The sequence below is a fragment of the Pseudomonas sp. EZ-C24 genome (assembly GCF_014525325.1).
GTDB classification, from domain to species: Bacteria; Pseudomonadota; Gammaproteobacteria; order Pseudomonadales; family Pseudomonadaceae; genus Aquipseudomonas; species Aquipseudomonas shirazensis.
The window spans coordinates 405,591-418,378 of record NZ_JACDIU010000014.1 but is presented as its reverse complement, the minus strand read 5'-3'; the positions used below and the strand labels follow the sequence as shown (position 1 = coordinate 418,378).

General features: G+C 61.4%; 12 protein-coding genes and 1 pseudogene. 7 read left to right on the top strand and 6 right to left on the bottom strand.

Annotation, left to right across the window (positions count from 1 at the left end):
* The first annotated feature begins 12 nt into the window (after window positions 1-12).
* Together IDM28_RS11020 and IDM28_RS11015 are read left to right on the top strand one after the other, a co-directional pair.
* A complete protein-coding gene (locus tag IDM28_RS11020; RefSeq protein WP_188035921.1) occupies window positions 13-1,230 on the top strand; it encodes a fumarylacetoacetate hydrolase family protein in 1,218 nt (405 codons plus the stop codon).
* A gap of 92 nt (window positions 1,231-1,322) precedes the next feature.
* Entirely contained in the window at window positions 1,323-2,633 is a 1,311-nt protein-coding gene (locus IDM28_RS11015) for an MFS transporter (protein WP_101319391.1), read from the top strand.
* Window positions 2,634-2,819: 186 nt separating this feature from the next.
* On the opposite strand, the gene IDM28_RS11010 is transcribed toward IDM28_RS11015, so the two are convergent.
* From IDM28_RS11010 to IDM28_RS10995, 4 genes are all read right to left on the bottom strand, one after another.
* Complete coding sequence (locus tag IDM28_RS11010; protein WP_188035920.1) at window positions 2,820-4,058, bottom strand: MgtC/SapB family protein; 1,239 nt, start codon at window positions 4,056-4,058, stop codon at window positions 2,820-2,822.
* A complete protein-coding gene (locus IDM28_RS11005; protein WP_188035919.1) occupies window positions 4,058-4,864 on the bottom strand; it encodes a helix-turn-helix domain-containing protein in 807 nt (268 codons plus the stop codon). The genes IDM28_RS11010 and IDM28_RS11005 overlap by 1 nt, the downstream gene beginning before the upstream one ends.
* A gap of 1 nt (window position 4,865) precedes the next feature.
* The gene (locus IDM28_RS11000) at window positions 4,866-5,054 is read right to left on the bottom strand and encodes a hypothetical protein (protein WP_188035918.1); all 189 of its coding nucleotides are present in this window, start codon (window positions 5,052-5,054) and stop codon (window positions 4,866-4,868) included.
* A gap of 81 nt (window positions 5,055-5,135) precedes the next feature.
* Entirely contained in the window at window positions 5,136-6,209 is a 1,074-nt protein-coding gene (locus tag IDM28_RS10995) for an NAD(P)-dependent alcohol dehydrogenase (RefSeq protein WP_150569271.1), read from the bottom strand.
* 200 nt (window positions 6,210-6,409) lie between these two features.
* Here IDM28_RS10995 and IDM28_RS10990 point away from each other — a divergent pair, with 200 nt between their 5' ends.
* The 3 genes and pseudogenes from IDM28_RS10990 (at window position 6,410) to IDM28_RS10980 (ending at window position 9,166) form a co-directional block, all read left to right on the top strand.
* Window positions 6,410-7,336, top strand: a complete 927-nt coding sequence (locus IDM28_RS10990; RefSeq protein WP_188035917.1) for a universal stress protein — start codon at window positions 6,410-6,412, stop codon at window positions 7,334-7,336.
* 283 nt (window positions 7,337-7,619) lie between these two features.
* Window positions 7,620-7,808, top strand: a pseudogene (locus IDM28_RS10985) (universal stress protein); the annotation flags it as partial.
* A complete protein-coding gene (locus IDM28_RS10980) occupies window positions 7,799-9,166 on the top strand; it encodes an MBL fold metallo-hydrolase RNA specificity domain-containing protein (protein WP_188035916.1) in 1,368 nt (455 codons plus the stop codon). The pseudogene IDM28_RS10985 and the gene IDM28_RS10980, both read left to right, overlap by 10 nt.
* Before the next feature lie 150 nt (window positions 9,167-9,316).
* On the opposite strand, the gene IDM28_RS10975 is transcribed toward IDM28_RS10980, so the two are convergent.
* Both IDM28_RS10975 and IDM28_RS10970 read right to left on the bottom strand, forming a co-directional pair.
* Window positions 9,317-9,886 carry a GNAT family N-acetyltransferase gene (locus IDM28_RS10975; RefSeq protein ID WP_188035915.1) on the bottom strand — a complete coding sequence of 190 codons (570 nt, stop codon included), beginning with the start codon at window positions 9,884-9,886 and terminating at the stop codon, window positions 9,317-9,319.
* A 108-nt stretch (window positions 9,887-9,994) separates the two neighbouring features.
* A complete protein-coding gene (locus tag IDM28_RS10970; RefSeq protein ID WP_188035914.1) occupies window positions 9,995-10,420 on the bottom strand; it encodes a potassium channel family protein in 426 nt (141 codons plus the stop codon).
* 237 nt (window positions 10,421-10,657) lie between these two features.
* Between IDM28_RS10970 and IDM28_RS10965 the strand changes: the two genes are divergently transcribed.
* The gene (locus IDM28_RS10965) at window positions 10,658-11,335 is read left to right on the top strand and encodes a thermostable hemolysin (RefSeq protein ID WP_188035913.1); all 678 of its coding nucleotides are present in this window, start codon (window positions 10,658-10,660) and stop codon (window positions 11,333-11,335) included.
* A complete protein-coding gene (locus tag IDM28_RS10960) occupies window positions 11,325-12,788 on the top strand; it encodes an AMP-binding protein (protein ID WP_188035912.1) in 1,464 nt (487 codons plus the stop codon). The genes IDM28_RS10965 and IDM28_RS10960 overlap by 11 nt, the downstream gene beginning before the upstream one ends.

The following is a 12,788-nucleotide window of genomic DNA, read 5'->3' as shown; positions in this document are numbered from 1 at the left end:
AAAGGTAGAGACATGACAGATCAATCGAATAGCAAACCTTCGTTGCCGTTGAGCCACAATGCCGCCGTCTGTAACAGTGGCAGCTGGGTAGGGCGGGTATGGCTGCCCGAGCAAGGCCCGGCAGTAGTATTGGTGAAGGAGGGCGCAGTGCATGACATCAGCGCCCACGTCGCCACGGTTTCGGCGCTGCTCGAAGTGGCTGACCCGGTGGCTTACCTGCGTTCGCTGCCGTTGGCCGATGCGCTGACCGAGCTGCCGGCGCTGCTTGCCAACAGCGATCCACGCCAACGTGACATCAGCAAACCCTGGCTGCTGGCACCGATCGATCTGCAGGCCGTCAAGGCTGCCGGCGTGACCTTTGCCGCCAGCCTGCTGGAACGCGTGGTCGAGGAGCAAGCCAAGGGCGACCCGGCCAAGGCTGATGCGATCCGCGACACGCTGGCCAGCCGCATCGGTGCCGATCTTTCACAGATCGTCCCAGGTTCAGCCCAGGCCGAGGCGTTGCGCGCCGTGCTGGTGGAGCAGGGCTTGTGGTCGCAGTATCTGGAGGTCGGCATCGGCCCGGATGCCGAAGTCTTCACCAAGGCCCAGCCGCTGTCGGCAGTGGGCCACGGCGCCGACATCGGCATCCATCCCAAATCAAGCTGGAACAACCCGGAACCGGAAGTGGTACTGGCAGTGTCCAGCGACGGCAGCATCAAGGGCGCGATGCTTGGTAACGACGTCAACCTGCGTGACTTCGAAGGGCGCAGTGCCTTGCTGCTGTCCAAAGCCAAGGACAACAACGCCTCGACCTCGCTGGGCCCGCTGCTGCGTCTGTTCGACGAAGGTTTCAGCCTCGATGACGTGCGTAACGCCGAAGTCGACCTGCGGGTTGAAGGGGAGGAGGGCTTCATCCTCTCGGGCCGCAGCTCGATGCAGCAGATCAGCCGCGACCCGCTCGACCTGGTGCAGCAGACCCTCAACGAAAATCACCAGTACCCGGACGGCCTGGTGCTGTTTCTCGGTACCCTGTTCGCCCCCAAGCAAGACCGCGACCAACCGGGCAATGGCTTCACTCACAAGCCTGGCGACGTAGTCACCATCAGCAGCGCGCAGCTGGGCGCCTTGAGCAACCGGGTGACCACCAGCGACCAGGCGCCGCAGTGGAACTTCGGCCTGCGCTCGCTGATTGACAGCCTCAGCCGCCGCGGCCTGCTCGAAGCGGCAGTGACCGCGCGGCAACCCTGATCCAACAGCAATCGACCATGGATGAACGCGACAGCAATGACGGATCGCCTAGGCGCTGAACGCGCTGCAACAATAATAATAAAGGCCACGCAATGAACAAACTGAAGAAGTACCAGAGCATCACGGTGGTGTTCCTGCTGTTGATAGGTATCGTCAACTACCTGGACCGCAGTGCGCTGTCGATCGCCAACACCTCGATCCAGAAAGACATGATGATCAGCCCCTCGCAGATGGGCATCCTGCTGTCGGCGTTCTCCATTGCCTACGCCTTCGCCCAGTTACCGATGGGCATGATCATCGACCGCCTGGGCAGCAAGATCGCCCTCGGCGCATCGTTGCTGGCCTGGTCGGTCGCCCAGACCACCTTCGGCCTGGTCAACAGCTTCGCCGGCTTCATGGGCCTGCGCGTGCTGCTGGGGATCGGCGAGGCGCCGATGTTCCCGTCGGCAGCCAAGGCGCTGTCGGAATGGTTCGATGCCAACGAACGCGGCACACCTACCGGCATTGTCTGGTCGTCGACCTGCCTCGGGCCTTGCCTGGCTCCTCCATTGTTGACGCTGTTGATGGTCAACTACGGCTGGCGCGGCATGTTCATCATCACTGGGTTGCTGGGCGTAGTGCTGGCGGTGTGCTGGCTGACCTTCTACAAAAGCAAGGCGCAGTACCTGGCCGAGCTGGCGGCCGAAGGCAAACCGCTGCCCACCGAGCACGTGGCACCTGCCGCCGCCCCGCAAGCACCCAAGGTGTCGTACTTTGCCGGCTGGCTCGACCTGTTCAAGCATCGCAGCACCTGGGGCGCCGTGCTGGGTTTCATGGGCGTGATCTACATGCTCTGGCTGCACCTGACCTGGCTACCCGGTTACTTTGAGCGCGAGCATGGCCTGGACTTGTACAAGACTGCCTGGGTGGTGTCGTTGGCCTATGGCTTTGGTGCGGTAGGGACCATCGTCGCCGGCCGCTTCTGTGATCGGCTGGTGAAGCGGGGCATGAGCATTCTCGGCAGCCGCAAGTTCAGCGTGATCACCGGCCTGGTGCTGGCAGCGCTGTTTACCTTGCCGCTGTCGTACGTCACCGGGCTTACCGGGTGTGTGATTCTGCTGTGCCTGGCGTTGTTCAGCATCAACATGGCCAGTGCCACGGCGTGGATGATCGTCAACACCATCGTCGACAGCCCGCGGGTGGCCTCGTTTGGTTCGATCCAGAACTTCGGTGGGTATATTGCCGGGTCGGTCGCGCCGATCGTTACGGGCTTTAGCATTCAGTACTCGGGGTCGTTCAATACGGCGTTCATGATCAGCGCGGTGGTGGCGTTGTGTTCGGCGGTGGCGTACTTCCTGCTGCTGAAGGCGCCGATTGGTGGGGCGGTGGTCAAGGACGAGGTGTTGCGAGAGGTGACGCAGTGAAAGGCGTGCAGGCCTGGTGAAAGCAACGGACTATTTGGCGCTCATCTGCGAAGAACTTGCCGACAAGGAGTTAGCAGTTACCTTGGTGTCAGAGGTTGAAAACTGTACCTCGAATGCTGAGCGCCTAATGGCGGGATGTGCCGGCCATGGCTGTGTCAAATCGTTCGGAGCGTTCCGACTGATGTATCAGATCAAAAATGCAAGCCATACCGTGCCAAGAATGATGAACTGAGCCGGAATGAGGTGGCGAGCGAACAAAGAACCGCCGCTGCTCCAAGCCAGTACGCATTTGGTTATGGTATTCCCTGTGAGCGCCATCATTGCCGGTAGCGTCAGGTCGGCACTGTTCAGCTGGCCTGCAGCAACGAGTGAAGCGATCGAAGCAGTTGCTGCATGCGCATCGCCCAAGCCACTGATAAAGGCAGCAATGCTGAGCCCCTTGTGACCAAGGTGCTCGAGCAGAAACGCCGAGAACAATGCAATGCAGGTAATCGCTAGTGTGATGAGCAGTGCTGTGAGCAGGCTGAAAGCACCGCTGCCGGGCTTGGTCGTGGGGCAGACTGGCACAGGGCGCCAAGGCGCCAGCAACAGCACGCCGTAAATGAGCGTGACCAGCATACCGAGACCTATAGATGGCCAGAAAGGGCGCAGCAGGCCCACGTCGACAACGCCAATCACCAAACCAAACTGGACAAGGGTGGCGAGGTTGGACAGCACCGCTGCAGCGGCGAACGCGCGCATGAACGTGTCCTGCCTTCGTGCTTGATGGCCAAGCACGGCAATGGTCGCTGAGCCAGAAGCAAACCCGGATGCGATCGCACTCAGGGCCAGGCCATAGCGTGGCCCCAGCAGGCGCATGGCGATATGCCCTAACGCACCGACGGCCATCAGTAACACGACCAGCGTGCAGATTACCCGCGGGTTCAGTACCCCGTAGGGGCCAATGAAGCGGTCCGGCGTCAACGGCAGCACAACCAGCGCTACTGTAAGGAGCAACAAGCCATTGCGCAGTTCGCCCTCGCTTAGTTGCTGCAGCACGAAACGATGAAGCTCACGCCTCAGGGCCAGCAGTATGGTGAGTACGATACCGATGGCGGTTGCCAGCTCGGGGTGTTCGACTGTCAGGCCTCCCAACACCAACACCAGCAGCAAGGCGATTGCGCTGGTAATGTCCGAATCTTCGTCGGGTTTTGTGCGGTGGTAAATGGCCAACAGCAGCGCTATGCCCACCAATGCAACGCCGACCAGAACCGGACCAGCCAATACATGGCAGACATACCCCATCAGGGCGGTGATTGCGAAGGTTCTCAAACCCGCTGCGGCGGGAGCCTCACTGTTGACCTTCTTGCGCTCCCGTTCAAGGCCAACCAGCATGCCGATGCCCAATGCCACGGCCCCGTGAGCCAAGTTCACTAGGTCGAGCATCAGGCCTTTACCGGGGCGATGGCAAAGCTGGCCGGGGAGCCCAGTTCGAGCGCGATCAGCGCTGCCATGTCGAGGATCTCCACCTGCCGGCCGTGCAGGGTAACGATACCCAGACCGCGTAAGTGAGCGACTGAGCGGCATATGGTTTCCAGGCGCAGCCCGAGGTAGGAGCCGATGTCTTCGCGAGACATGCGCAACATGAAACCGTGGGGTGAATAGCCGCGGCTGACGAAGCGGCGGGAAAGGCTCAGCAGGAAACTGGCAAGCCGCTGCTCGGCAGAGAGGTTGCAAAGCATCAGCACGCGCTCATGCTCGCGGATAATCTCCCTGCTCATCAGGCGGTTCAAGCTCTGTTGCAGCATGGGGAAATTACGCGCCAGGGCTTGCAGGCGATGATAGGGCAACGGGCACACTTCGCTGTCTTCCAGGGCGATGGCATCACAGACATGAAGCTCGGTCGCTACGGCATCGAGCCCCAGTACGTCCCCTGTCATCCAGAAGTTGATGATCACACCCTGGCCTTCGGCGTTGTTCAGGTTCGTCTTGAAGCTGCCTGAGTGCACCGCATACAGGCTACTCAAGGGCACATTAGCGCTGAACAGCGCAGCCCCCTTGCTGACCCGGATACGAGGGCCGATCAGTGTGCCGAAATAACTGTTGCAGTGCATGGGCAAACCCGCGGGCAAACACAAGCCGTTGACCCGGCACTCACTGCACCGGCATGTCAGTGGTTTGAAATGAATGGCCGGTGGTTTGCAGTTTGGCGCAGGCTGCCCGAGCAGCTGAAAGTCGGTCAGCCCCGACATCTCATGCCTCCTTCGCAGGTCTGAGAGCGACGGTGGCGATCTTGTTCATTGAATGAGGCGCGTTGAGGCGGGCGGTCAGCACGCCTACGAACTGCTCGGCTTCTATGGATGTGCTGAAACTCACCCGCCACTCGTCCATGTGTACCCAACAGCGATTGCCGTTGGCGCTTTTCTCGACGTAGACGTTCATTGGAACCTCCAGTGCATGCATGAGCAAGGGACTGCCTATCGATAGGGGGCAATGGCGTCCTTGCCGACGGCGTGGCGAGGTTCAGGGTGTGATCGCCACCTTCATTACGCCGTCGCGCTGGTTGGCGAACAATTCGTAGGCGGCTTCGATATCATCGAGCCGGAAACGGTGGGTGACCAAGGGGGAAACGTCTACGCGGCCACTGGCAACCACCGCCATCAACCGGCGCATCCGCTCTTTGCCGCCAGGGCACAGTGTGGTCACGATGCGGTAATCGCCAAGGCCGGCAGCGTATGCATCCACAGGGATGCGCAGGTCGGCGCTGTACACGCCCAGGCTGGACAGTGTGCCGCCGGGGCGCAGCACCCGCAGTGCCCATTCGAAGGTGGCCTGGGTGCCCAGCGCTTCGATGGCTACATCTACGCCACGGCCATCGGTCAGCGCCATGATCTGCGCCACCACGTTGCCTTGCTTGAAGTCGACCACGTGTGAAGCACCCATTTCGCGTGCCACGCTGATGCGCGCCGCCACGGTATCCACGCCGATGATGGTGGTGGCGCCCAGCATTTTGGCGCCGGCGACGGCGCACAGGCCGATCGGGCCCAGGGCGAACACGGCGACGGTATCGCCGATTGTCACGCCCCCGCGTTCTGCACCAGAAAAACCGGTGGACATGATATCGGGGCACATCAGCACGTGTTCGTCGCAGAGACTGTCGGGAATGGGCGAAAGGTTGGCCATTGCGTCCGGCACTCGAACGTATTCAGCCTGGCAACCGTCGATGACATTGCCGAACTTCCAGCCACCCATTGCCTTGAAACCATGCGCCGTACCGGCGCCGTCTTGGGCGCCACAACCACACAGACAGGCATTGCTGTGGCCGCTTGGGGTGATGGCGCCAGCGATGACGCGTTGCCCTTCGTGGAAGCCGCGAACCTCTGAGCCCAGTTTTTCGATGACACCCACTGGCTCGTGGCCGACGGTCAGCCCTTTGGCCACTGGATACTCGCCACGCAGGATATGCACATCGGTGCCACAGATCGTCGTTGTGCTGATGCGCATCAGCGCATCTAGCGGGCCGATCTCAGGGATGGGCTTGTCTTCCAGCACGATGCGGTTCTTTTCGACATAAATGGCCGCTTTCATGAGTGCCATGGCATGCCTCCGGGGCATCGCTGATTTTTGTTGGCAACTACAGCGTGCGCTAAAAAAGCCGGTAAGTCTTGATCCGAGTCAATTTTGCGTCGAGCGGTGGCAGGGGTTGGTGAGTGGCGCCTGACTTTTGATAAACATCAAACCGCACAGGTGCTGCTGGCAGATCATCGAGGTACTCATCGAGCCCGTAGAGGTGTGCCATGACCAATCTGCAAAGACTTCTTCTGATCGCATCGCCCTTGATGCGCCGCACGCCGGTCTATGACCGTGCGGCGGCGCTGGCCAAAGCCAAGGGCATGCCAGTGCACATCGTCGCCTTTGACTACCTTGAGGGCCTGGTCACTGCCGGCCTGGTCAACGACCAGGCGTTGGCGGTCATGCGGGAGGGCTATGTGCAGCAACACCGTGAATGGCTGGAAACCCAGGCATTGTCGATGCGCCGCAGCGGCGTGACGGTGACCACCGAGGTGGTGTGGGTGCAGCATCCGCTGGACGAGATCCAGGCGCATCTGCGTGAGCAGCCGTTCGCCATGCTGATCAAGGGGCTCGAGCATGAACCGTGGTGGATGCACGCCATGTTCACCTCGCTCGACGTCCAGTTGTTACGCGACACCCGTATCCCGTTGCACCTGGTTCACAACGCCAGCAATGCCTTGCCGCGCCGGATACTTGCAGCAGTTGATCTGTCGCGCCCAGAGGATCAGTTCGAAGGGTTCAACGACCAGATCATCAGCGAAGCGCTCAAGCTGGCCTTGCAATGCAACGCCCAGATCGAACTGCTGTACGCCTACGATATGGGTTCCATGTACCTGGACGCCGACGACGCCCGGGCACATTCGTTCCTGTTCGATTCGAACCTGTCACGAACACTTCACGAGGCCCAGGCCGATGCCTTCCAGGCATTGGCCGAACGCAACGGGATCCCCGCCGAGCACCGCCACCTGCGGGTGGGGGACCCGACCAAGGTGCTGACGCTGTTCATGGACAACAATGACATCGATGTGCTGGTGATGGGGAGCTACCACCATCATGGAATCGGCTGGTTCATCGGCAGTACGGCCGAGCGGATTCTGCATCGGCTCAGCTGCAGTGTTCTGGTGATCTCGCCCGAGCATTCGCAAGGTTGAAGTGCAAGGCCCGCAAGGGCCTTTTTTTTCAGGCGTGGAGGTCAAGCTCATGGAGAATTTCGCTGACATCGCCGCCCAGGTAGCGTACCGAGAGGCGTCGGTACGGTTCTGACATTGATCAAGTTGGTGCGCAGGTGATGACTTTCTGATCCGCATCAAGCGCTGATGGGTAGGGCGCTCGAAGATGATGCTACTTGCCATCGCCGCGTGCGGCCGGAGGTTTCCCATGGGTCGGTATCGACAACTGCTGGTGCTGCTCACAGACATAGACCCGCACTCGGCAGTGCACGTGATCCGGGAGCAGGTGGCGGCCCTAGATATCGACGTGGTGGTCCTGGGGGTAGTGCAGCCCAAGGGTTTGAGCAAGCTCCTGGGCGACACCACAGAACGTATGGTGAGCGATCCACCGTGCAGCGTACTGTCCGTTCATCCCTGCATGATCGACACCTGGGAGCCAACGCCATGCAACTGACCTTTTTCGGCGGTACGGGCACGGTGACGGGCAGCAAGTTCCTGCTGACGCGTGATTCGACACGGGTGCTGATCGACTGCGGGCTTTTCCAGGGCTATAAGCAACTGCGCTTGCGTAACTGGGAGCCACTGCCGGCAGTACTGCGGGCGGTGGATGCGGTGGTGCTCACGCATGCGCACCTGGACCACAGCGGGTACCTGCCGGTGCTGGCGCGCGAGGGCTTCAGCGGCCCCGTATATGCCACCCCGGCGACCTGTGCCTTGGCTGAAATTCTGTTGCTCGACAGCGCCCGATTGCAGGAGGAACAAGCCGAGCATGCGAACCGTCATGGCTATTCCAGGCATTCGCCGGCTCGCCCTTTGTACACCGAACTGGATGCCAAACGGGCACTGCGCCTGTTCAGGCCTGTCGCGCTGCACCACCGCACCCAGGTCGCGCCCGGTATCGAACTGTTGCTGCGCAGTGCCGGGCACATTCTCGGCGCGGCGACCGTACAACTGACGGTGGATGGCCAGACGCTGGTGTCATCAGGCGATCTGGGACGGCCCCACGACCCCGTGATGCGTGCGCCCGAGCTGATCGGTGCGGCCGATGCGCTGCTGGTGGAATCGACCTATGGTGACCGATCGCACCCTGCTCAGGCTCCGGAGCGTTACCTCGCGGATGTGATCAACCAGACCCTGCTGCGCCATGGCATCACGCTGGTACCGTCATTTGCCATTGGCCGTGCGCAACTGTTGATGTACTACCTGTACACGCTCAAGCGCGACGGACTGATACCCGACATACCTGTGTATCTCAACAGCCCGATGGCGATGGATGCCACGGCCCTGTACCAGCAGTTCAAAGGTGAGCACCGCTTGACGGCGCTTGAATGTGCGCAGATGTGCAAAGGCACGCACATCATCCGCACGGTCGATGAATCCAGGCGCCTGGATCAGTTGCACGAACCTGCAGTCATCATCGCCGCCAGCGGTATGGCGACGGCGGGGCGGGTGTTGCACCACCTCAAGGCGCTGGCGCCCAATCCGCACAACAGCATCCTGTTCTCTGGCTTTCAGGCGGGCGGTACCCGGGGTGCCGATATTGTGGCCGGGGCGCGCAGCGTGCGCCTGCATGGCGAAGACGTGCCGATTCGGGCGCAGGTGTTTGCCATGGACAACCTCTCGGCGCATGCGGATGCGGACGAAATCATGGAGTGGTTACGCGGTTTCACCCGGCCACCGCAGCAAACCTACGTTATTCATGGCGAACCGCATGCTGCGGACACCTTGCGCCGACGGATAAGCCTTGAGCTCGGCTGGCCGGTGTGCGTGCCCGAGTACCTGGAAACGGTTGCAATAGGCCCTGTGCGCTAGCACGGCACTGGAGGTTTTCATGAACATGCAAGCGAGGGCAAGGCTCAGGGGCTGGGCAAAAGGGCCCGGGGGAGGGGTGACCGCAGCCGATCGGCGGCAGTGCCAGAGGCACCTCGACCTGGTGCCGGAGGCCACCGCCGCGGTATTGCCTCAGGCCAGCGAAAGCCGGTGAATCAGCTGGCTTGGGTCATCCGGATCTCTGGCGCTGGTAAACCCTGCTGCCTGAGCCAGGTCGCGCATCGCTGCATTGGCCGCAGCGTCCATGGAATACATGTGCCGCAGGCCCTGGGCACGTGCGTGGTCGATCAGGTGCTGGAGCAGCAATGTGCCTAAACCGTGACGCTGCCAGCTATCGAGGACGGTGACGGCGCACTCGCATTCTTCACTACCCGATTGGGTCGCGTAACGGGAAATACCGACCTCCTGCAGTTCACCGTCGACATGGGCGAGGGCCAAATAGGCCATGTGCTGGTCGTGATCAACGACCATCAGTTGATCCAGCATGGCTTCACCAGGCTCCTTGAGCTGGCACAGGAAGCGGAAGTGGCGCGACTGTGGCGACAGGCGTTCGATAAAGCTCTTCTCGCGCTGGCGGTCTTTGGGCTGCAAAGGCCTGATCAGCACATGGGTGCCGTTGTCGAGCGCTTCGATCCAGTGTTCGCCGGCGGTGGCAGGAAATGACGCTGCGGCGTGAGTGCGGGGTGTTTCGGCGGATTCCATGGCAAGCCTCCTTACTTTGTGGGGTGTACAAAGGAGGTTTAGTTTCAACGCGTTATCTTGTGCGCGCTTGACAGTTGTCAATTACCGGGCTGGTAGGGTCACGCTTCGCTAATTGGTCTTCCAGTACTTCTGCATTTCCAGAAACAGAAAGGAGGCCGTCCAGGTGATCATCACCAGGCCCGTCAGCGCCTGCAGGCCTGTCAGGTATTTGAGGTCGCCACTTGGCACGATATCGCCAAAGCCGATGGTGGTGTAAGTGGTGAATGAGAAGTACACGCAGTCCATGAACGTGCCGTCGAAGTTGCCGCTCAGCGTGCCCCAGCCTTTGGCATTGGCCATCAGGTAATAGGCCAGGGCAAAGCACCAGACTTCCAGTGCGTGGGCCGCCAACGCGCCGAACACCCCGATGACGATGCGAAACCGGCTCCAGAGCTTGAGCCGCGGTAGCCAGTCATTCAGGCGTAGCAGGCATTCGTAATGAATCACCACCACCAACATCACGACCAGCGCGTTGATCAGCGTGACAGTAAACATTGACGGTTCCCCTGTGGCCCTGGCATCAGTCTGGCCGGTAATGGCCATCGTGTCGGTTCTACGCTTGAACAGCACTGGGTGATTGATAAAGGTCAGTCAGCGGCCGCCGTTATCGCGTTGGCTTCGACCTCCATCGGTCAGTACCCGGACTGCGACCAAGGTCGAATCCGTGACTTCAGATTCCCTTCAGATTGAGCACTGATACTCACCCCATCAAGCCCAAACCGGGGGAGTTTCATGACTCAGTCTCAGTGGAGCAGCCTGCTCCCATTGCCTATCGGCAGCCACGTCGATCATCACGCCCACTTGTCGCTTCATTTGCACAAGGACCCTGGCCGCGATGAGCTTGAGCACTTCATTCATCAGTGTTTTGCCAACGTGCATCATGCTGATGTGCACCATTACCTGCCAGAACTCCTGGCGCTGCACGACAGCCATGGCCGGCTGATTGCTGCCGCAGGCTTGCGCCTTGCCGACAGCGGGCCGCTGTTTCTCGAACACTATCTGGATGAGCCGCTGGAAGCTGCAGTTTCACGCGTGGCGGGCTCCCCCCTTGGGCGTGAGTGCATGGTCGAAGTCGGCAACCTGGCCTCGCTCAGTGCCGGTAGCGCGCGAATCATGATCATAGCGGTGACCTGGTTTCTGGCCACACGCGGCCTGAAGTGGGTGGCGTTCACCGGTGCAACGACACTGATAAACAGTTTCCAGCGCCTGGGGTTGGTACCGTCGGTACTGGCGTCGGCTGACCCGGCTCGGCTGAATGGGCAGTTGGACCAATGGGGTACCTACTACGCTCAACATCCGCAAGTCTTTGCCGGCAGCATCGGTCACGGCTTCGATGCCTTGAGCAAGGCCGGGGTGTTCCAGCGCCTGGGGTTGCCTACGGCCTTTCGGGAGACTGGCCATGCCGCATGAACTGGAGCGTTTGCATCAACTGCTGGTGACGTTTGCGCGCGATCACGCTGACGCAATTGCCGTGCAAGGGGCGACCGAGTGCTTCACCTTCAGGCAATTGCTGGCCGAAGTGGGGTTGCGCACCCATAGCTTGCGCGGGCGCTCGTCCGGCCCGCTGGTACTGGCCCTGGATAATGGCCCGCATCTACTGCTCTGGGACCTGGCGGCGCTGTTTGCCGAGCGTCCTTGTGTAATCGTGCCGTCGTTCTTCAGTGTTGCTCAATTCAGCCATTGCATCGAGCAGAGTCGTGCCTGCCATGTGCTGTGCGACCCGCAATGGCACGGTACGCTCGCCGAGCTGGGGTTCGCTCAGCAGGACGTGTTCTGGGTTCGCGAGGCACAGCCCGCTGCCGCGCTGCCTGCCGGTACCGCCAAGATCACCTACACCTCCGGCAGCACGGGCAAGCCCAAAGGCGTGTGCCTGTCTGTAGAGGCTCTGTTGCGAGTCGCCCGGGAGTTGGAGGTGGCCAGCCGACCCAGTGAACCTCAGCGTTACCTGGCGGTGCTGCCGCTGGGTGTGCTGCTGGAAAACCTGGGTGTCTACGCCGCCTTGATGGCCGGAGCGAGTGTGCTGCTATACCCCCAGGCGCAACTGGGCATGGGCGGTGCAAGCCAGGTCGATTTCAAGCGCTTGCTGGGGGGCATTGCCCTGAGCGGCGCGCAGAGCCTGATTCTGGTGCCGCAGCTGTTGATGGGGCTGATCACCGCCATCGAGCGCGGGCTGATGCGGGTGGGGGCGCTACGGTTCGTTGCGGTCGGCGGTGCCCGGGTGGCGCCCAGCTTGCTGGCCCGCGCCGAAGTGATTGGTCTACCGGTGTTCGAGGGCTATGGCTTGTCCGAGTGCGCTTCGGTGGTGGCGTTGAACCGCCCGGGCGCAACCCGCCGCGGCAGTGTCGGCAAACCGCTGCCCCATGTGCAGGTGCGTATCGCCGAGGACGGGGAGGTACTGGTGGCGGGCTCGGTGCTGCTCGGCTATCTGGAGGAACCACCCGTCTGCGATAGCTGGTGGGCCACCGGCGACCTTGGCCATTTCGACGAGGAGGGCTACCTGTACCTCGATGGCCGCAAGAAACACCAGTTCATCACTAGCTTCGGGCGCAACGTCAACCCGGAGTGGGTGGAGGCCGAACTGACCCAGAGCGGCGTGATTGCCCAGGCGTTCGTGCATGGCGAGGCCCTGCCAAAGAACCTGGCATTGCTCTGGCCGCTGGACCCCGCTACCCCTGACACACTCATCGACCAGGCCGTGCAGCAGTGCAATGCCTTGCTGCCGGACTACGCCAGGGTCCATGCCTGGCGTCGCCTGCCGTGCCCCTTGTCGAGTACCGACGACACACTGACCGCCAATGGCCGCCCGCGCCGCGAGGCCATCCTGCGGCGTTACCACTCCCTGTTATCCGACATCCCGTTGTGA

Bases quoted from the DNA above. Each gene is read 5' to 3' on its own strand.
- IDM28_RS10975 (WP_188035915.1), bottom strand. From the start codon at position 9,886: ATGGAATCCGCCGAAACACCCCGCACTCACGCCGCAGCGTCATTTCCT.
- IDM28_RS11020 (WP_188035921.1), top strand. From the start codon at position 13: ATGACAGATCAATCGAATAGCAAACCTTCGTTGCCGTTGAGCCACAAT.
- IDM28_RS10970 (WP_188035914.1), bottom strand. From the start codon at position 10,420: ATGTTTACTGTCACGCTGATCAACGCGCTGGTCGTGATGTTGGTGGTG.
- IDM28_RS10995 (WP_150569271.1), bottom strand. From the start codon at position 6,209: ATGGCACTCATGAAAGCGGCCATTTATGTCGAAAAGAACCGCATCGTG.
- IDM28_RS11010 (WP_188035920.1), bottom strand. From the start codon at position 4,058: ATGCTCGACCTAGTGAACTTGGCTCACGGGGCCGTGGCATTGGGCATC.
- IDM28_RS11015 (WP_101319391.1), top strand. From the start codon at position 1,323: ATGAACAAACTGAAGAAGTACCAGAGCATCACGGTGGTGTTCCTGCTG.
- IDM28_RS10960 (WP_188035912.1), top strand. From the start codon at position 11,325: ATGCCGCATGAACTGGAGCGTTTGCATCAACTGCTGGTGACGTTTGCG.
- IDM28_RS11005 (WP_188035919.1), bottom strand. From the start codon at position 4,864: ATGTCGGGGCTGACCGACTTTCAGCTGCTCGGGCAGCCTGCGCCAAAC.
- IDM28_RS10980 (WP_188035916.1), top strand. From the start codon at position 7,799: ATGCAACTGACCTTTTTCGGCGGTACGGGCACGGTGACGGGCAGCAAG.
- IDM28_RS10965 (WP_188035913.1), top strand. From the start codon at position 10,658: ATGACTCAGTCTCAGTGGAGCAGCCTGCTCCCATTGCCTATCGGCAGC.
- IDM28_RS10990 (WP_188035917.1), top strand. From the start codon at position 6,410: ATGACCAATCTGCAAAGACTTCTTCTGATCGCATCGCCCTTGATGCGC.
- IDM28_RS11000 (WP_188035918.1), bottom strand. From the start codon at position 5,054: ATGAACGTCTACGTCGAGAAAAGCGCCAACGGCAATCGCTGTTGGGTA.